The organism is Marinobacter sp. F4216 (assembly GCF_019931195.1).
Lineage (GTDB): Bacteria > Pseudomonadota > Gammaproteobacteria > Pseudomonadales > Oleiphilaceae > Marinobacter > Marinobacter suaedae.
In genome coordinates this window covers 52467-70611 of sequence record NZ_JAIOUO010000007.1, presented here as the reverse complement: position 1 = coordinate 70611, position 18145 = coordinate 52467, and the positions used below count along the sequence as shown (strand labels likewise).

Below are 18145 nucleotides of genomic sequence, written 5' to 3'. Positions count from 1 at the left end.
TTACACCTTGCCAAAACCTGCCGGGGAGTCGGCCGGTCCGCGATTGAATACGAGTACTTACATGCGTCTGCAAATCCGCTACTCTAGCACACGCCGAGTACAGGAAAAACGTGCAACATCACAGGAGTATTCATGCCCCGACGCTTTCACGACGCTGAGGAACTGCTTCCTCCCGCCACCCTTTTAAAGCGGGCGCTGGCCGTCATTTACGATGGACTGATCAGTATCGCCGTATTGCTGGTCACAACCTGGCTTTACACCCTGGTGGCCGGCTGGTTTACAGGTTGGGATAAGTACGGGGAAATGGCGGAAGCCGGTCAAATCTCGGGAGACCCGGGGCTGACGTTCGTGCTCTTTCTGACGCTTTATCTCTTCTTCGCCTACTTCTGGACCCGTCTGGGCCAGACACTCGGCATGCAGGTTTGGCGGATCCGAATCGAGAACCTGGACGGGACGTCAGTTACCTGGACCCAGGCATTGCTGCGTTACGTTACCGCAGCCGGGGTATTCCTGGTGGCCCTGCTTGGCAGCTATTACCTGAGCCCGGCCACTCTGTTTATCACCATCCCGGCAATGATCGCCCTGTTCATGCCCATCAATGGCCTGTCCCTGACCGACCGGGCGTCCAACAGTGTGGTCGTTGAGGTCCCGAAACCGGTCAAGACAGCCTGACACCTTCCCCGCTAGCCGGCCCGCCGCATCAGAATGGCACCGGCTAGCGCGTTCACCCCAATGGGAACCAGCACTGCCAGCATAGGATTGAAACCGTAGACCAGGCTCATCGGCCCCAGCAGATCCTGCATGTACTTGAACAGCAGCCCAACCAGCAACCCGGTAAACACCCGGAACCCCATGGTGACCGACCGCAGCGGACCAAAGATAAAGGAAATCGCCACCAGAACCATCACCGCCGTACCCAGAGGCATCAGCACTTTTTTCCAGAACGCTAGCCAGTAAGGCGACGCATTGAGATCCTGGTCCTCCAGGTACCTGGCGTAGGTAAAGAGGCCGGACATGGACAGGTTCTCCGGCTTGACGATAAGGACGCTGAGCACGCCCGGCGTTAAACCGGTTTCCCAACGCAGCGTCTGGTTCCTGACCAGTTGAGTGCCATCGTCCTGTATTTCCGTGGTTCGCACCCGCTCCAGTAGCCAGTGATCACCCTGATAGATCGCCCTGGGCGCAAAGCTGGATGAGAGCAGTTCACGCTCTTCATCAAACTCAAACAGCGAAACCCCGTGCAGAACACCGTTCGGCTGGACGGCATTCAGGTGGATAAACACGTTTCCTTCCCGGTGCCATACCCCGGACGCCGCAGCGACGTTTTTCCCGGCCCCAAGGGCCACGGCCTTTTCGCTCTGAGCCAGACGCTCTGCCGGTGGCGCAATATATTCACCCAGCACCACACCGAACAGCACAACGACCAACGCGGGCTTCATCGCCGACCAGACAATACGTTTGAGGGACACCCCTGCCGCCCGGATTACGGTCAATTCGGATGAACTCGCCATGGAGCCCAGGCCGATCAGACACCCCATGAACGCACCCAGTGGCAGGTAGTCGTAAATTCGACGCGGCAGGGTCAGCGCCACATATTTCAGAGCTTCCAGCGTCTGGTACTCGGACCGGGTATCCTCAAGCTCGGCAATAAAACCGAAGATGAGATCCAGAGAAAGCACGACCACCATGACCAGGAACATGGCGCCGCCCACCGTGCGCATGACATAGCCGTCTATCTTATACATCGGCCCGCGCCTCCTTCAGTGCCCTGCGCTTGTGCAGCCAGGCCGGGCCAAACTGCAGCCACAACCCCAACAACAAAAACAGCGCGTGCACCCACAGCATGCCAATCCACTCTGGCACCTTTCCGTCAGCCAGCGCATCCCGGGCAACAATCAGAAGGCCCAGATACGTGATGTAGACCAGCATGGCCGGCAGCAGATGGAAAAACCGTCCCTGCCGGGGATTCACCCGGCTCAGGCGAACCGCCAGCAAGGTAACAATGGGGACGATCAAAGGCAGTGAAAACCGCCAGTGCAAAAGCGCCCGGTCCTCGGGATCGTCCGACTTCATCAAGTCCGGCGTGCTGATCCCCTCTTCCAGTTGCCGCGTGCCTTTCTCTCCACTTTCTATCTTGAGACCGTAGGCTTCAAACCCCGTGATGTTGTAATCCAGCTCTCCCGGAGAGCCATCGAACCGACCACCATTTTCCAGAATCAGAAACCGGCTTCCGGTGTCCTGATCGATAATTTGAGAACCCGCCGTAGCGGTAAAGATGGTGACACCCTCGCCACCCCGGCCGTACTCGGCAATGAATACGCCCTGAAGTTCCCGCTTGTCATCGCTGAGGGATTCGGTATAGGTGACCCGGCCACCCGAACTGAAACTCTGGAATCGTCCCGGAGCCAGCATTTCGAACTCTGTTGCCTGGCGCTGCTCGTTGAAGATCCGTTCAACCTGCTTCATCCCCCAGGGCGAAACTACCAGACTCATCGCTCCGACAATCAGCATCACCGGCAAACTGCCGAGGAGCGTCTTCACCAGCAACTGACGGTCGCTCAGACCACAGGCAAACAGCACCGTCATCTCGCTTTCCATATACATGCGGCCATAGGCCAACAGGATACCGATGAACAGGCCAAGAGGCAGGATCAGCTCCAGAAAACCGGGGAACCGATAGGCCATGATGGAAAACAGAACATCCGCAGCAATCTGGCCTTCGGCAGCGCTACTCAGGTACTTCAGGAAGCGACCACTCATGAACACCAGGAGCAGGATGCCGGACACCGCCACCATACTGATCATGACCTGCCGGATTAAATAGCGAAAAATAATGCTCAAGAAGATCTCTCTGCCAATGTCCGTTTAACCGTGGAGGAAAGCGCTAACTGCGCGTATTCTATGTAACCTTCGTGCCGAATGACAGTACGGTGGCAGCCTGCCACCCAAGAAAGCAAAGGGCCGTACCCGCTTGATAAATGATCGCCCCATCCCAATGCTAGACTAATCGGACGCTCCCTCAATCAGAAGGAGCGACAGCCGTCGCGCATCCATACCAGGAACATCAACAGGAGTTGCCATGAATTTCAGCCTGAGTGCCAAACCCATCGCCACCACCAAAGCTGACTGCCTCGTTATCGGCTTGCCGGAAAAAGGCACCTGGCCGGAATCCACCACTCAGGCAGACGAAGCCCTTGGCGGGCTGATCAAGACCCTGGAAACCAACGGCGACGTTACCGGCAAGAACGCAACGGCTCGCGCCATTCCTGTCCAGGATGCACCCTGGGACCGCATCGTTGTGGTCGGCACCGGTAAAGATTCGGACCGCACCCTGCAGAACTACCGCAAGGCACTGATTGCCGCCGTAAATGCCGTGAAGGACACCCCGGCCAAGAGTGCCCTGATTGCCCTGGCCGACACTGGCGTCAGCGGCACCGAAGCCGCCAGCAGTGAGGCCGCGCGACTCAAACTGATCGGTCGCTCCCTTGAGGAACACCTCTACGCCTTTACCGGATACAAGAGCAAGCAACCGGAGGCCCCGAAACTCAACAAGGTGACGGTCGGCGCCTCCGGCACCGGCAAGGCACTGAAGGACGCCTTCCACCTGGGCCTGGCCACCGGCCGCGGCATGAACTACACCCGAGACCTGGGCAACACCCCACCGAACATTTGCCATCCGGAGTGGCTGGCCGAGCAGGCCCGCACCCTGGCCAAAGAAAACGACTGCATCCAGACCGAAATCCTGGATGAAAAGCAGATGAAGGAACTGGGCATGAACACCATCCTGGCGGTTGGCCAGGGCAGCGCCCAGCCTCCCCGTCTGATCGTGATGGAGTACCGCGGTGGCAAGCCAGACGACAAGCCCTACGTTCTGGTGGGCAAAGGCATCACCTTCGACACGGGTGGCATCAGCCTGAAGCCGGGCGCCGGCATGGACGAGATGAAGTACGACATGGGCGGCTCCGCCAGTGTGTTCGGTACCATGAAAGTGCTCACCGAAGTTCAGCCCAAGATCAATGTGGTGGCGGTGGTCGCTGCTGCCGAAAACATGCCGGATGGCGGCGCTTCCCGTCCGGGCGACATCGTCACCACCCTGTCCGGCCAGACGGTGGAAATCCTTAACACCGACGCCGAAGGCCGCCTGGTGCTGTGTGACGCCCTGACCTACGTGAAGAAGTACGACCCGGAAGCGGTCATCGACCTGGCGACCCTGACCGGCGCCTGCATCATTGCCCTCGGCCACCATGCAACCGGTCTGATGGCCAATAACGACGGTCTGGCCAACGATTTGCTGGCGGCCGGTGAGCGAGCGGACGATCGTGCGTGGCGCTTACCCCTTTGGGACGACTACCAGAACCAGCTGGACAGCAACTTTGCCGACATGGCCAACATCGGCGACCGCTCTGCCGGCACCATCACCGCAGCCTGCTTCCTGGCACGATTCACCAAGGAATATCGCTGGGCCCACCTGGACATCGCCGGCACCGCCTGGCATTCCGGCAAGGCCAAAGGCGCCTCCGGCCGTCCGGTGCCCATGCTGGTCGACTACCTGATGTCCAATGCAGACAGCTGATTCCAGCCAGCAGCCAGAGTCCGGCGGCCCTGCCGCCGGAGACCCGGCAGAGTCTGGTCGCAACCAGCGTTACTGGTTCCACATCCTCGCCCAGAGCACACCCGCCGCCCGCAATCTGCACGCGGCCAGGCTGGTGGAGAAAGCCTGGCAGCAGGGTGATCGGGCCTGCATTGTCTGTGACACCCAGCAACAGGCTCAGGAACTCGACGACCTGCTCTGGAGCTTTAACCCGGAGTCTTTCATTCCCCACCGTCAGGTTACTGACTCAGGCATTACCTGCAGCGAGCCCGTTGGCATTCTACTCTGCCCTCCGCAGCCGGAGGACTGGGACACCGTCATCATCCTGTCCCAGACCCTGCCGGCCAACGCCGATCGCTTCCGAAGACTGGCCCTGGTGGCGCAAAACGACCCGGTAATACTGAACCAGGCCCGGGACCACTATCGCCAGTTACGGACCCTTGGAATCGAGGCCCGGGTGCACGATCAAAGGCGGCGCTGAAGTTCGCCGCCAACGAGGTGAGCATGTATAATCTTGCGCCTTGAAAACCACTCCCGAATCAACCGAACGGTCACCAGCAGAACCCATGGAAAAAACCTACCAGCCAGAAAACATTGAGCGCCAGTGGTACGAAAACTGGGAATCCAAGGGCTATTTCCGCCCCAGCGGTGAAGGCCAGTCCTACAGCATCGCGATCCCGCCGCCCAACGTCACCGGCAGTCTTCATATGGGGCATGCATTCCAGCACACCATTATGGACACCCTCACCCGCTACAAGCGGATGCAGGGTCGCAATGCGCTCTGGACCGTCGGTACCGACCACGCCGGCATCGCCACCCAGATGGTGGTGGAACGCAAGCTGGCTGGCGAAGAAGGCAAGACCCGGCATGACCTGGGTCGCGAAGAATTCATCAAACGCATCTGGGACTGGAAAGAACACTCCGGCGGCACCATCACCCGCCAGATGCGCCGTCTCGGCAATTCCGTCGACTGGGAACACGAACGCTTCACCATGGACGACGGCTTCTACAAGGCTGTCCAGGAAGTCTTCGTTCAACTGTACGAGCAGGACCTGGTTTACCGTGGCAAGCGCCTGGTGAACTGGGATCCGAAACTGCACACCGCCATTTCCGATCTGGAAGTGGAGAACAAGGAAGAGAAAGGCTTTTTCTGGCACCTGCGTTATCCGCTGGCGGATGGCGCCACTACCCAGGACGGTAAAAACTACCTGGTTGTCGCCACCACCCGCCCGGAGACCATGCTGGGTGACACTGCCGTGGCCGTGCATCCGGATGACGAGCGTTACCAGCACTTGATTGGCAAGCACGTTATGCTGCCGCTGGTGAACCGCCGCATCCCGATTGTCGCCGACCACCACGCCGATCCGGAAAAAGGCTCCGGCTGCGTGAAGATTACCCCTGCGCACGATTTCAACGACTATGCCGTAGGCAAGCGCAACGAACTGCCCATGATCAACGTCATGACCCAGGACGCCAACATCCGGGACGTGGCCGAAGTCTTCAATTCAGACGGCACCGCCAACACCGACATCGACGGTACGATGCCATCTTCGTATGCCGGCCTGACGCGCGAAGACGCACGCAAGCAGATGGTTGCCGACCTCGAAGAACTGGGCCTTCTGGAACGGGTGGAAGATCATGTTCTGAGCGTCCCCCGCGGTGACCGTTCCGGCCTGATCATCGAGCCCATGCTCACGGACCAGTGGTTCGTGGACGCCAGGACCCTGGCCAAGCCGGCTATTGAAGCCGTCGAAGACGGCCGTATCCAGTTCGTTCCCAAACAGTACGAAAACATGTACTTCGCCTGGATGCGGGACATTCAGGACTGGTGTATCTCCCGCCAACTCTGGTGGGGCCATAGGATTCCCGCCTGGTACGACGCCGATGGCAACATCTATGTGGGCCGCGACGAAGCCGATGTGCGCCAGAAGCACAACCTGAGCGACGACGTCACCCTGAGCCAGGACGAGGACGTTCTGGACACCTGGTTCAGTTCTGCCCTGTGGACTTTCGGCACCCTGGGCTGGCCGGAAGCGACCGACCGCCTGAAGGCGTTCCACCCAACCGACGTGCTGGTTACCGGTTTCGACATCATTTTCTTCTGGGTTGCCCGGATGATCATGATGACCATGCACTTCATGAAAAATGAAGATGGCAGTCAGCAGGTGCCGTTCCACACGGTCTATGTGACCGGCCTGATCCGGGACGAGCATGGCGACAAGATGTCCAAGTCCAAGGGTAACGTGATTGACCCGCTGGACATGATTGACGGCATCAGCCTCGACGACCTGCTGGAGAAGCGCACCGGCAACCTGATGCAGCCGAAGCTGGCTGAAAAAATCGGCAAGCGCACCAAGAAAGAGTTCCCGGAAGGCATTGCAGCACACGGCACCGACGCCCTGCGCTTCACCCTGGCGGCTATGGCCACCACCGGACGCGACATTAACTGGGACATGAAACGCCTGGAAGGCTACCGGAACTTCTGCAACAAGCTGTGGAACGCCGCCCGCTATGTTCTGATGAACACCGAAGGCGAGGACTGCGGCGTGAACGACGAGCCGGTGGAACTGTCACTGGCCGACCGCTGGATCATCAGCGAACTGCAGAACTGCGAGCAGGAGGTGATTCGTCATCTGGAGCAGTACCGCTTCGACCTGGCGGCGCACGCGCTTTACGAGTTCATTTGGAACGAGTACTGCGACTGGTACCTGGAACTGTCCAAGCCGGTTCTCAACGACGACAACGCCAGCGCCGAAGGCAAGCGGGGCACTCGTCGTACCCTGGTTCGCGTGCTGGAAGCGGTTCTTCGGGTAGCCCACCCAATCATGCCGTTCATCACCGAAGAAATCTGGCAGCGCATTGCGCCGCTGGCCGGCAAGTCGGGCGACAGCATCATGCTGCAGCCCTTCCCGCAGCCAGATGCCAGCAAGATGGACACTGCCGTTGCAGCCGACATCGAGTGGCTGAAGGGTGTCATCATTGGCGTCCGAAACGTTCGCGGTGAGATGAACATTTCCCCGGGCAAAAAGGTTCCGGTACTGCTGCGCAGCAAAAACGCCGACGACAAACGCCGTATGGACGACTACCGCCAGTTCCTCTCCTCCCTGGCCAAACTGGAAAGTCTGGACTGGTTCGACGGCGACAAGGCCCCCATGTCCGCCACCCAGCTGGTGGGCGAGATGGAAGTGCTGGTGCCGATGGCGGGCCTGATTGACAAGGAAGCCGAGCTGAAGCGCCTGGACAAGGAGCTTGACCGTCTGAAGAAAGAAATCGGACGCCTGGAAGGCAAACTGGGCAACGAAAAGTTCACGGCCAAGGCGCCGGCTGAGGTGGTTGAAAAGGAACAGGAAAAGCTTCGGGATGCCCAGAGCAGCCTGTCCCGCCTGAGCCAGCAGCGGGCCGAGATCGAGGCCATGTAAGCCATGATCGCCATTCTTGGTGCGGGCGCCATGGGGCGGCTCTGGGCCGCCTCCCTGCCCGCCCACGAAACGGCCTTTGTGCCTCGTCCGGGGCAAACGAATACGGCGCCCGTCCACTTCCATTTTCAGGAAGTCGACGGGCAGTCCCGGCAGGTCACCGCATCCTGGCTGAACGCCGCCGACACCCCCGCCCTCGCACTGGTCACCACCAAAGCCGGCGACACGCTGGATGCGATGGAGCACCTTACCAACTGGCTTCCTGCCAGCACACCCATTGTGCTTTTTCAGAACGGACTCGGCAGCCAACAGGCTGTGGCTGAACGATGGGCTGACCGGCCTGTGCTTGCCGCCACAACAACCGAAGGTGCCAATCGTCCAACGCCCGATCAAGTGGTTCATGCCGGGGCCGGCGAAACCTGGATTGGCCCCCTGACCGACTCGGCGGACCAGAAACTCTATGCCGTGGTAGCACGCTTGTCGGTGAGCGGCCTGAGTATCCGGCCCGAACAGGATATCCTTGGCCGACTCTGGAAAAAGCTGGTCATTAACGCGGGCATCAATCCGTTTACCGCCCTGCTGGACTGCCCGAATGGAGACATGCTGTCGACCGACCTCTACCTCAGCCACATAGAAAGTCTGTGCACAGAAATCGCCAACCTGATGAACGCCGTCGGGCGCGGCCCCGCAGATCCGGAAAAGCTTCGGGAAAACATTGAAGCTGTGGCCCGAAGCACAGCGAGAAACACCTCCTCCATGCGCAGCGACGTGCTCAGCGGTAAGCAAACCGAGATCGACTACATTAATGGATACCTTGTCCGATTGGGCCAGTCACTGGGCATCGCGACTCCGGTGAACCAAATGCTGACCGAACAGGTACAACAACTGTCTTCAGGCGAACAGGAGTAAAGAATGGGCAACCGCCTTTCCAAGATTTACACACGAACGGGCGATGACGGATCGACAGGCCTGGCCGACGGTAACCGCATAGCTAAGAATGCCCAGCGAGTCGAAGCGATGGGTACCGCCGATGAACTGAACTGCCACATCGGTCTGTTGATCGAAACCCTGGAAGCCAGCGACCCGCTGGGCGATGTGTTTCGCCGCATCCAGCATCACCTGTTTGACCTCGGTGGCGAATTCGCGATTCCGGGCAGCAAAGTCATCGGCGACGAGCACATCCAGTGGCTGGAGCAGACTCTGGATGCCCACAATGAACACCTCCCGCCATTGAAAAACTTCGTCCTTCCCGGCGGAAATGCTCAAGCCGCCCAATGTCATCTGGCCAGGGCCGTGTGCCGACGGGCGGAACGCATTGTGGTCGCACTGGGCCACGAGGATTCCATCAATTCCGCCTCCCGGCATTATCTGAACCGGTTGTCGGATCTTCTGTTCGTCATCGCACGGGTTCTGGCCCGGCGTGGGGGACGGCAGGAAATTTTGTGGGACCAAAAAAAATCCGGCCTTTAAGCCGGATTTTTATCTGGTCGAATGCCCACCGGGACGCTTCCAGTTATGATGCACTTCAGATCAGCCCGGAGATCACTAGCAGGGCCAGGCCACAAATCCAGACCAGCATGCTTCGATTCAGAAGCTCTCGGATGGCATTCAGGCTACGATGACCAAAATCCGGCCACTCTTTCGGGTGAATTTCGAAAAATCGATCCGGATCCAGGGCATACCCGGTTAACGCGCCGTTGGCCGATATCATGAGAATGTGATCCAGCTTATTGGAAAACTGACTTGGCCCCACCGGCAACTCCCTGAGCCATCCGGCAAGATCACCGGCAATGCCAAAGGTTACAGACAGTACCCGGACCGGCAGCCAGGCCACCACCTCACACAGGAACGTAAAACGGCTCCGGGCTGCAGCCTGGGGCCACTGTTCCTTGAGTGCAACAAGCCCACGGGCCAGCACCGCCAGACCTATCCCGCCAACCACATACCAGAACCCGATCAAAAAGAAGCGCTGAAAAATGGACTGAAGAAAGACTCGCGAGAGAGCCTGGTGCATGGCACCGGGTGCAAACCCCGCCTGGCGTTCTTGCGGGGGAAGCTGATCCTGTATCGACTCCCACGCCTCTCGCATATTGCCACGGCGCCAGGCATCCCCGTACGCCTGGAGCACAGGGGCCCAACCGGGTGCGCCCATAAGCAGAACAAGAACCACGCATTCCATGGGATAAGCAGCAAAACCAAGCCCGATGGAATCCAGTGCCGCCACGAGCAGTCCGGCCGCCAACGCCGGCAGTACCGCTAACGCAAGACCGGCACCAATGCCAGCCTCATGCCCCGCCTCAACCTTGCTGCCAAAGTGAAACCACTGGCGCCAAAGCTGATCGCTCGAAAGACGGTCCTGATAATCCAGCTGCCGCCGGATCAGATACGCCAGCAGAAAAACAACCAGAACCATTAAACGCTACTCCTTGTCGCCAGTCCGGGCCAGAATGGCCCGGAATTCCGCCCAGTCGAATGCCGGGCCAGGATCGGTTTTTCTTCCCGGTGCAATATCACAATGCCCGGTCACCCGTTCTTCCGTCACCGAAGGCCAGGCAGCCATCACCATCCTGGCGACCTGTGCCAGCGCGCGGTACTGCTCCGGGGTGTAAGGGATATCGTCAGTGCCTTCCAGCTCAATGCCGACAGAAAAGTCATTGCACTCCTCCTTCCCCTCAAAGCAGGAACGCCCTGCATGCCAGGCTCGCTCCAGCAGACTGACAAACTGGACAACGCTGCCATCCCGCCGGATCAGTGCGTGGGCCGACACCTCCACCCCTCGAATGGTCTCAAAATATGGGTGGGCAGAATGATCCAGCCGGTTGCAGAAAAACTCTTCGATTTCCGGGCCACCAAACTGGCCCGGTGGCAGGCTGATATTGTGGACGACCAGCAGGCTGATGGCCGCGCCCTCGGGACGAGGACCAAAGTTAGGGGACGGGCTCCAGCGCGCTTTCGGCAGGCGCCCGGTCTCTCTCAGGGATTGAATGCTTCTGGCAAACTCGTTATCTGACTGAGACACAATAAATCCAAATGCTTTTGTGGCTTTCGGGAGCAGCAGATTGAAGCACAAAGGGTTCGGACTGTGCCATTAGTCCTTACGATTACTCCGCAGATTATCAATGATGGATTCCAGTGCGCGGTCAAAAATCAGGCCGTCGTCAAGCATGCCGACCTCTCCGTCAGCCATTGCCCTCGCGAGGTCCTCCCGGTAGAACTCGGCAACTTTGGTACCGTTCCGGTTCACGAAGATGTACTTGCCAGTCACCTTGATGAAAGCTGCCAGCTTGCACCGCACCCTGTTGCCATCCACGGGCAGTTCAATCCAGGACCCGACCCGAAGTGAGTCGGCTTTTGCCAGCCACTGATTGTCGACGGCATCCGGATCGATGGCAGGCTCGGCAGAAGTCGCCTGCTCGGCCTTTTGCGGCGGCTTGGCGACAGCTTCCCACTCCGTTCCAGCCACCTGTTCAGACGAAACCACGCTTTCCTGTGCTGATTCCTCCGACGCCGGCTCTGGTTTTTTCGAAGGCGCCAGCAACCGGTGAAACACATCCACATGGGCCAGTTCCAGGTCACGAATCAATGCGTCTGTCGCAAACGGGTCCCAGGAAATTTCCTGAAGCGCTTTTCGCAGGCCATCCACAATTGCCGGAATCGCCCGGAGCAACTGGCTGCGAGTGTCCTCGGACAACGGCCGGGGGTCCACACTCCAGATCAGCTTTTCAGTCATGCGGCAGGCCCCTGCCCAGCGCTCACTGCCGTCTGGTTCCCGGAGCAGCAGGGCCTCCAGGTACTTGGTCCAGGGGCCGTTCAATAAGGCCTTGACCGGCTCAGGCACTTCGCGGTCTGCGATCTGATCCCGGATCATCGCCTGCACATCGTTACCGGCGGTGTCCCGACGGGCGCGCCATTCTTCCTCATCCCGCAGTCGTTGTTCCACTAACTCACGGCGACGACGGTCCAGATCAAGGAAGTGACTAAAGTCCGCCAGTAAATCATCAAACAGGCCGACGTCGTCCGTATATTCGCTGAGTACACGACGGACGATCGCTTCCATCTTTTCCCGCAGCGGATCACTCTGCCCCCGGGGCTTTTCAACCCAGCTAGCCCCGGCCATTGCCAGCTCATTCAGCAGCTTCCGGGTTGGATGACCACCCCGGTTGAAGAAGTTCTTATCCAGCAGCGCCACTTTCAGCACCGGGATTTGCAGGTGGCTGATCAGCGCCTTCATCGCCAGGTTCAGTTGCCGGTCTTCGAGAATGAAGTTGAACAGCATGGATACCAGGTTAATCACATCGTGATCCACCTGCCCCACACTGGCGGCCCGGCCGTTTTCTGGCTGCAGAATTGGCTTCAGGAGTTCGTTGAGCGTGACGATCTGATCACTTTCAAACGCAAGTTCCTGGGCCTGCACCTCGTTCAACCGACGCATCAGGCCGGCAGTATCCAGAGCCTCGGGCGCAGCTGCCGATCCGCAGCCTTCCTCGTTCTGGTGCAGCAACTCGCTGAGCTGGGAAAATGTGGAGGCGGGCCCACCCTCAGAGCCGCTCGCCGATGAGGGGCGACCAGTCGACCCTTTACCGGCTGGCGGGCGCTTCAGGTCAGGTAACACACCCTGCTCGGCCAGGGTTTGGTTGGCCTCCTGATAGAACTCACCCAGTGTATCGGCCAATAAACGGTCAAACAGCTTCAAGACGACCAGCTTGGCCCGGATATCGATATCCAGATCAGAACAGGCCTCGGAAACACCGCTACAGATAACCTGCGGACTCAGAGGCATCTGGCTGTCTGACAGGGTAATGGAAGGCGCCAGGTGATTAACCCGGGAGCACAGCAGGCGGATCGGCTCTTCGTAGCGGCTATGTAGCTTGGTGATCAGATTCTCGATGGCCACCTGCTGCTCAAGTTCCGACTGGTCCATAGGATCAAGAAGGTCGCTATCGATTTCTTCCAGCGAGCCGGCATTATGCAACGGGTTGAATCTCCCGAGTTCATTGAAGGCCTGGCTGACGTACTGCAGCATCGACACCATCATCGACTTGCGCCGCAGACGGAGTTCCCGCATGGCATCGAAATAGGCACTCTGATCTCGATTGGAGTCCGCCCGGTCCGCCAGCTCAAACAGCACATCGTCAGAGCGGTCAAAAAAATTGGCCAGCACTTTTTGCAGTGAACGGCCAGACGAATCCCGGAGGCGCACCAGTGCCGGAGGAAGCGAAAACTTCTGGACGGGCTTGCGGTCGGCAAATTGTACGATATTGTTGTTTTGAGCCATGAACCTGCTCCGGAGCTGCCTGAGGCATAATGGTAGAAGATAATGATAAGGCCACTGAACGTCAGCTTGTGTCAGGAAATGTCACCTTTTGTGTCAACCCGAATCCGCAAACAGTCGAGCAGTGATGCCCACAGCGTTTGGCGAATGGACGCCAGCCCATTAAAATCCCCCGTTTCAACGCATTCACCCTGACCGGACCGATACCATGATCCCTGCAGAACTGCTCCGCCAATCCCGCATCGAGTCTGTCGCCCAGAGCCTGAGAGAGGATATCGGTGACGGGGACATCACCGCGCAACTGATTCCCGCCGACAAACACGCGTCCGGCCGGGTAATTACCCGCGAGGATGCCACCATCGCCGGACGGGACTGGGTGAACGAGGTCTTCCGTCAGGTAGACCCGGCCGTCGAGCTGGAATGGCAGGTGAAAGACGGTGATTCCGTCGCCCCAAACCAAGTGCTGTTCCGCATGAAGGGACCAGCGCGCAGCCTGCTGACTGCAGAGCGCTCTGCCCTGAACTGGCTTCAGGCACTGTCCGGTGTCGCCACCACCTGCGCACGATACGCAGACCAGGTTGCCCACACCGGCGTTCACCTGCTGGATACCCGAAAAACCCTGCCAGGACTCCGGCTGGCTTCGAAATACGCAGTCACCTGCGGCGGCTGCTACAACCACCGTATCGGTCTGTGGGACGCTTTTCTGATCAAGGAGAACCACATACTGGCATGCGGTTCCATTGCCGAAGCCATTGAAGAAGCCCGACGAATTGCCCCGGGACGCCCGATCGAGGTAGAGACCGAAACACTGGACGAACTGACCCAGGCTCTGGATGCCGGGGCGGACATCATCATGCTGGATGAATTCAGCCTGGCGGATATGCGCACCGCGGTTACCCTTACCGCCGGCCGTGCCAAGCTGGAAGCATCCGGCGGCATAAATGACCAAACCCTGGTGCCCGTGGCGGAAACCGGTGTGGATTATATTTCGATTGGTGCGCTGACCAAGGACATCAAGGCCGTGGACCTGTCCATGCGGCTGGACTGATCAGCCGTCGCTGAGCAAACGGTCAATCGTTTCCAGTTCACGGATCAACGATTGCCCGGATTCTGCCCGCCCGCGAAAATGCTCTTCTGCCATAGGGGCCATGCCTGAGACGCTTGGCAGTGGGTTTTCGTTTTCGACGATGACCTTCATTCGCTCTATGAACACAAACTGCAGCCACTGGGTGAACTCCAGCGTATCGATACAAAACGGTTGTGTGCTCTGAAACGCTTCGACGGGAGGCCGCTCGGCCTCCCAGGCGCCTAACTGGCGCAGTTCCATCTCAAGGCGAAGCAGGCTGTCAGCAACCTGACCCACCACATCAATGCTTTCGGTCATAACATCCGTCCTAGTCGGCCAGAGGCTCCAGCTCGACCGCTTCACCATGCAACACCCCGAACAGATCCACGTACTGCCGGGTCAGCGCGTGCTTGGGCGCCATATGGATGAGCGGTTGCCGGCTCTGGTGAGATTCTTTCATTTTTACGGAGCTGGACAGGCGCACCGGCAATACCGGCAGGCCTTCCTCCATCAGTTCAAGGACCAACCGCTTGGGCAGACTTGCCCTCGGCTGAAACTGGTTTGCGACAATTCCTTCAACCACCAGATCTTCATTATGGTCTTCCTGCAGATCCCGAATCTCATTCAGGATGTTGTACAGGGCCTGACGAGAGAAGTCATCACAGTCAAAGGGTATCAGGCAGCGCTGCGCGGCGATCAGGGCGGAACGGGTATAGAAGTTCAGCGCCGGAGCGGTATCAATGTAAATGGCATCGAAACTTTCCCCCAATTTTTTCAGGGCTTCCCGAAGCTTGTAGATCTTATGCTTGGCTTCCAGCTTGCGCTCCAGGAAATCCAGCTCCGGGCTCGATGGCATGACAAACAGATTGTCGAAGGGCGTGGCATGGACAAACTCATCCGGGCGGCGATTGAACACCGTAAAGGCCACGGTCTGCTCCAGCATATCAGCCACGGTATCTTTCAGTTCACCAGCGGCCTTTCCCAGCAGGTAATGAGTGGAGTTGCCCTGTGGATCCAGATCCACCACCAGCGTCCGTTTGCCCCGCGCTGCACTGATCGCGGCCAGGTTACAGGTAATGCTGGATTTGCCCACACCGCCTTTCTGATTGAATACCACGCGTCTCATGTCACCTTCCCCTTGATGTTTTATCGTTGTTTGGCCGAACGCGCTTCCTACCAACCCATGACCGATTTAACGAATGGAATGGTCAGCCTGCGCTGCGCCTGAAGCGAATTCTCATCCAGCGTGTCCAGTATGGCCAGCAAATCCCCCAGACGCCGGGGCGCACGCCGCATGATAAAGGTGGCAACATCGTCAGCTATCACCAATCCCCGTTGTTCTGCACGCGCCATGAGAATTCGCAACCGGTCGTCGTCACGGTAAATTCCAAGCTGGATAGTCAGACCATGTCCGAGCCGGGACCTCAGGTCCGGCAGGCAAAAACCCAGCGCTGACGGCACCTCCGACACGCTCACGATCAGCAAGCCCCCTTGATCTTGAACCCGATTGTACAGGTGGAATATCGCTTCTTCCCAAGCCGGCTGTCCCACGACCCGATCGAGGTCGTCGAGGCAGATAATGTCGGCGCCTTCCAAGCCCACTAACGCCTCGGGGCCAAAAGGTTCCAATTCGACAATGCTGATGCAGACGGCCGTACGCCCCTGCCCGTCAGCGTGGTGACATACCGCCTGCAGAAGATGGCTCTTACCCGTATCCGAGTCCCCGCAAATAACCACAACGGGAACCGCTTCGGGTTTTTCGCAGATCAGTTTCAGCCGCAACGCGGCATCGGCATTGCGGTCACCGTGAAAGTTGCCGAATCTCGCATCATCACGGAGCTTGATTCCCAAAGACAGCTGCGACGCATTCACGACCGGGTCGCCCTCCAAGCACGCATTCCCCAGACCAAGGTGTAATGAAGCCCGCTGAATATGGCTGAAATGGCCACCAGCAGGATACCCACCTCAAGAACCCAGGGCTGCATGGGCAGGTCGGCAAGCAAAACGATAATCGCCAGAGCCACCAGAATCTGTATGAATGTATTGATCTTGCCGGGAATACTGGGCTGCATATCAAAGCGTCCAATACCGTAATGATAGGCAAGCGCGCCGCTGACAATCAGCAAGTCGCGCCCTAGCACAAGTCCGAAGAGCCACACAGGGAAAACGCCGGTCAGGGTGAGCACCAGGTAGGCCGTCAGCAAAAGCGCCTTGTCCGCCAGCGGATCAGCGATAGCGCCGAACCGGGAACGCCAGTTGAAGTGACGCGCCAGGAAGCCATCGAACCCGTCGGTTGCTGCCGCCACCATGAAAATCACCAGCGCATACCGATAGTCCTGGGACAGCAACGCGCCCGCAAAAGGCACGATCAGCAACATGCGCAAAAACGTCAGGGCATTGGGAATCCAGCGCCAGCGTTGCAAACTCACAAATACCCCTCCGGAACCGCCTTACTCTCCGTCACCCGTTCCGATGACCGAACCAGGTTGCCATCGATAATACAGTACCTGATAGAGGGATTCGAACGCTTGCTCAGCCTCCTGCTCATCGACTTCCGCCGATTCGTAGGCTACAGGTGATGTAGCTGACTCCGTCGCCGGTGCTCCGACTTCCCCGTCGCCTCCGGTAACCGCTCCATCGGCCACTTCACTCCCTTCATTTGCCTCACTTTCCTGGGACTGGGCAGGAACACTTTCCTGCGCCGGCTCCGAAGTTGCCGCGGGCTGGCTAAGCAGGGATGCCACTTCCTGCTGTTCAAGCGGCACGAAACGGGTATCGAGGGCAATGTATTCCTTGAGCTGGTCCAGTTCACCGGAGAACGCCACCCGCAGGGTCAACTGATTCTCCTTCAAACGGTTGACACCGACCCTGGTAACCGGGGTGAGACCCTGCAGGGCTTTCGTTGCCGAACCATAGTCCGCCAGCGAGCCTACACCACGGAGCACAATGTCCACCTGCGGCGATTCGCCCACATCCGCGGCAGAAACGGCATAGCGATTGGCGTACTGATCCGCCCAGCGATTCACCACTTCCCGGGCCAGCGCTTCCGGTGTTGCTGCAGTCACCGATTGCTCGGCGGAATCCATAGACATGCCTTCAAAGACCCAGCCCGCGCGCCACGCACCACCACTTCGACTCACACGCACCAACGCAAGCGCATCATGATCCAGGCTGTCCGACGCGTCCCGGATGCGACCAATAAACTGACCCCAGAGATCCGACAGCAATTCCCGGTTGCCCCGATAGACCTCTGGCGGCAGTGCCACCGGCAGCCCCCGATCGCTGGAGGCCTGTTCAAAAGCCTGCCGCCAGGCAATAGCCGGCATCGCGGGATCCGCATCGGGTGGCACCGGGCTGCTCGTGAGCAAGGTCCGGGCGCCGCGGTCCTCGACAGCTACCCAGGCCAGCGTCAGCGGGCGATTCGCCCCCCAGACTGGGGCATTGATGGAGGCCAGGGCCTGATTGACACCCACCGCACCAAAAGACATCTGCAGTCGGTTTCCACCCGCCTCGTTGCTGAAAAACTGATAGGACAACAACAGGGACTCAGCATCATCCAACAACGCCTCAATGCCCTCGAGTTCCAGAACATCCCGCGAGCCGGACACACGCACAAATACTCTTGCCAGACCGTCGGCATACCCTACCGCCAGCTGCTGGGGCGAGGAACCACTGACGGGAACCTCAACCGAATAAAGGCCGGGCACGGTGACCGCCGAGGCCGGGAAAGCATATGCCGCGAACAAAATACCCATAGCGGCAACCTGCATGACCAGCCTGCGAAAACAGGCTGGAAGTGG

Annotated in this window: 17 protein-coding genes; 7 read left to right on the top strand and 10 right to left on the bottom strand. The window is 58.9% G+C overall.

Annotation, left to right across the window (positions count from 1 at the left end; translation table 11 throughout):
• The first annotated feature begins 132 nt into the window (after positions 1-132).
• The gene (locus K8I84_RS14145) at positions 133-672 is read left to right on the top strand and encodes an RDD family protein (protein ID WP_223795432.1); all 540 of its coding nucleotides are present in this window, start codon (positions 133-135) and stop codon (positions 670-672) included.
• A gap of 11 nt (positions 673-683) precedes the next feature.
• Here K8I84_RS14145 and lptG read toward each other — a convergent pair whose 3' ends face one another.
• On the bottom strand, positions 684-1745 hold the full coding sequence (gene lptG / locus K8I84_RS14140; RefSeq protein ID WP_223795431.1) for an LPS export ABC transporter permease LptG: 1062 nt from the start codon (positions 1743-1745) through the stop codon (positions 684-686).
• Positions 1738-2841: an LPS export ABC transporter permease LptF gene (lptF, locus tag K8I84_RS14135; RefSeq protein WP_223795430.1), complete on the bottom strand. Its 1104-nt coding sequence runs from the start codon at positions 2839-2841 to the stop codon at positions 1738-1740. The genes lptG and lptF overlap by 8 nt, the downstream gene beginning before the upstream one ends.
• A gap of 238 nt (positions 2842-3079) precedes the next feature.
• On the opposite strand from lptF, the gene K8I84_RS14130 reads away from it, so the two are divergent.
• From K8I84_RS14130 to K8I84_RS14110, 5 genes are all read left to right on the top strand, one after another.
• Complete coding sequence (locus tag K8I84_RS14130; RefSeq protein WP_223795429.1) at positions 3080-4573, top strand: leucyl aminopeptidase; 1494 nt, start codon at positions 3080-3082, stop codon at positions 4571-4573.
• Positions 4560-5072, top strand: coding sequence for a DNA polymerase III subunit chi (locus K8I84_RS14125; RefSeq protein ID WP_223795428.1), 513 nt, complete (start codon positions 4560-4562; stop codon positions 5070-5072). The genes K8I84_RS14130 and K8I84_RS14125 overlap by 14 nt, the downstream gene beginning before the upstream one ends.
• An 85-nt stretch (positions 5073-5157) precedes the next feature.
• A complete protein-coding gene (locus tag K8I84_RS14120; RefSeq protein ID WP_223795427.1) occupies positions 5158-8010 on the top strand; it encodes a valine--tRNA ligase in 2853 nt (950 codons plus the stop codon).
• Positions 8011-8013: 3 nt separating this feature from the next.
• Positions 8014-8916, top strand: coding sequence for a ketopantoate reductase family protein (locus K8I84_RS14115; RefSeq protein WP_223795426.1), 903 nt, complete (start codon positions 8014-8016; stop codon positions 8914-8916).
• A 3-nt stretch (positions 8917-8919) separates the two neighbouring features.
• Entirely contained in the window at positions 8920-9477 is a 558-nt protein-coding gene (locus K8I84_RS14110; RefSeq protein ID WP_223795425.1) for a cob(I)yrinic acid a,c-diamide adenosyltransferase, read from the top strand.
• Positions 9478-9532: 55 nt separating this feature from the next.
• Here the strand turns inward: K8I84_RS14110 and K8I84_RS14105 are convergent, their stop codons facing one another.
• The 3 genes from K8I84_RS14105 to K8I84_RS14095 form a co-directional block, all read right to left on the bottom strand.
• Complete coding sequence (locus K8I84_RS14105) at positions 9533-10420, bottom strand: histidine kinase (protein ID WP_223795424.1); 888 nt, start codon at positions 10418-10420, stop codon at positions 9533-9535.
• A 6-nt stretch (positions 10421-10426) separates the two neighbouring features.
• Positions 10427-11026: a 1,6-anhydro-N-acetylmuramyl-L-alanine amidase AmpD gene (gene ampD / locus K8I84_RS14100; RefSeq protein WP_223795423.1), complete on the bottom strand. Its 600-nt coding sequence runs from the start codon at positions 11024-11026 to the stop codon at positions 10427-10429.
• Positions 11027-11095: 69 nt separating this feature from the next.
• Positions 11096-13282, bottom strand: coding sequence for a DUF1631 domain-containing protein (locus K8I84_RS14095; RefSeq protein ID WP_223795422.1), 2187 nt, complete (start codon positions 13280-13282; stop codon positions 11096-11098).
• A gap of 205 nt (positions 13283-13487) precedes the next feature.
• Between K8I84_RS14095 and nadC the strand changes: the two genes are divergently transcribed.
• Positions 13488-14327, top strand: a complete 840-nt coding sequence (gene nadC / locus K8I84_RS14090) for a carboxylating nicotinate-nucleotide diphosphorylase (protein WP_223795421.1) — start codon at positions 13488-13490, stop codon at positions 14325-14327.
• Here the strand turns inward: nadC and K8I84_RS14085 are convergent, their stop codons facing one another.
• From K8I84_RS14085 to K8I84_RS14065, 5 genes are read right to left on the bottom strand one after another with little or no spacing between them, the layout of a single operon-like run.
• Positions 14328-14663 (bottom strand): YqcC family protein, encoded by a 336-nt coding sequence (locus tag K8I84_RS14085; protein ID WP_223795420.1) that lies wholly within the window; start codon positions 14661-14663, stop codon positions 14328-14330.
• Positions 14664-14673: 10 nt separating this feature from the next.
• Positions 14674-15471, bottom strand: coding sequence for a ParA family protein (locus K8I84_RS14080; protein WP_223795419.1), 798 nt, complete (start codon positions 15469-15471; stop codon positions 14674-14676).
• 47 nt (positions 15472-15518) lie between these two features.
• A complete protein-coding gene (gene hda, locus K8I84_RS14075; RefSeq protein WP_223795418.1) occupies positions 15519-16217 on the bottom strand; it encodes a DnaA regulatory inactivator Hda in 699 nt (232 codons plus the stop codon).
• Positions 16214-16774, bottom strand: a complete 561-nt coding sequence (locus K8I84_RS14070; protein WP_223795417.1) for a CDP-alcohol phosphatidyltransferase family protein — start codon at positions 16772-16774, stop codon at positions 16214-16216. Before K8I84_RS14070 ends, hda begins: the two co-directional genes overlap by 4 nt.
• Before the next feature lie 21 nt (positions 16775-16795).
• Positions 16796-18100 (bottom strand): DUF2066 domain-containing protein, encoded by a 1305-nt coding sequence (locus tag K8I84_RS14065; protein ID WP_223795416.1) that lies wholly within the window; start codon positions 18098-18100, stop codon positions 16796-16798.
• Between the last annotated feature and the right edge of the window lie 45 nt (positions 18101-18145).

Coding starts and splice junctions, on each gene's coding strand:
- K8I84_RS14080 (WP_223795419.1), bottom strand. CDS start 15,471: ATGAGACGCGTGGTATTCAATCAGAAAGGCGGTGTGGGCAAATCCAGC.
- K8I84_RS14115 (WP_223795426.1), top strand. CDS start 8,014: ATGATCGCCATTCTTGGTGCGGGCGCCATGGGGCGGCTCTGGGCCGCC.
- K8I84_RS14120 (WP_223795427.1), top strand. CDS start 5,158: ATGGAAAAAACCTACCAGCCAGAAAACATTGAGCGCCAGTGGTACGAA.
- K8I84_RS14125 (WP_223795428.1), top strand. CDS start 4,560: ATGCAGACAGCTGATTCCAGCCAGCAGCCAGAGTCCGGCGGCCCTGCC.
- K8I84_RS14145 (WP_223795432.1), top strand. CDS start 133: ATGCCCCGACGCTTTCACGACGCTGAGGAACTGCTTCCTCCCGCCACC.
- K8I84_RS14065 (WP_223795416.1), bottom strand. CDS start 18,100: ATGGGTATTTTGTTCGCGGCATATGCTTTCCCGGCCTCGGCGGTCACC.
- K8I84_RS14095 (WP_223795422.1), bottom strand. CDS start 13,282: ATGGCTCAAAACAACAATATCGTACAATTTGCCGACCGCAAGCCCGTC.
- K8I84_RS14085 (WP_223795420.1), bottom strand. CDS start 14,663: ATGACCGAAAGCATTGATGTGGTGGGTCAGGTTGCTGACAGCCTGCTT.
- lptG (WP_223795431.1), bottom strand. CDS start 1,745: ATGTATAAGATAGACGGCTATGTCATGCGCACGGTGGGCGGCGCCATG.
- nadC (WP_223795421.1), top strand. CDS start 13,488: ATGATCCCTGCAGAACTGCTCCGCCAATCCCGCATCGAGTCTGTCGCC.
- K8I84_RS14130 (WP_223795429.1), top strand. CDS start 3,080: ATGAATTTCAGCCTGAGTGCCAAACCCATCGCCACCACCAAAGCTGAC.
- K8I84_RS14105 (WP_223795424.1), bottom strand. CDS start 10,420: ATGGTTCTGGTTGTTTTTCTGCTGGCGTATCTGATCCGGCGGCAGCTG.
- K8I84_RS14110 (WP_223795425.1), top strand. CDS start 8,920: ATGGGCAACCGCCTTTCCAAGATTTACACACGAACGGGCGATGACGGA.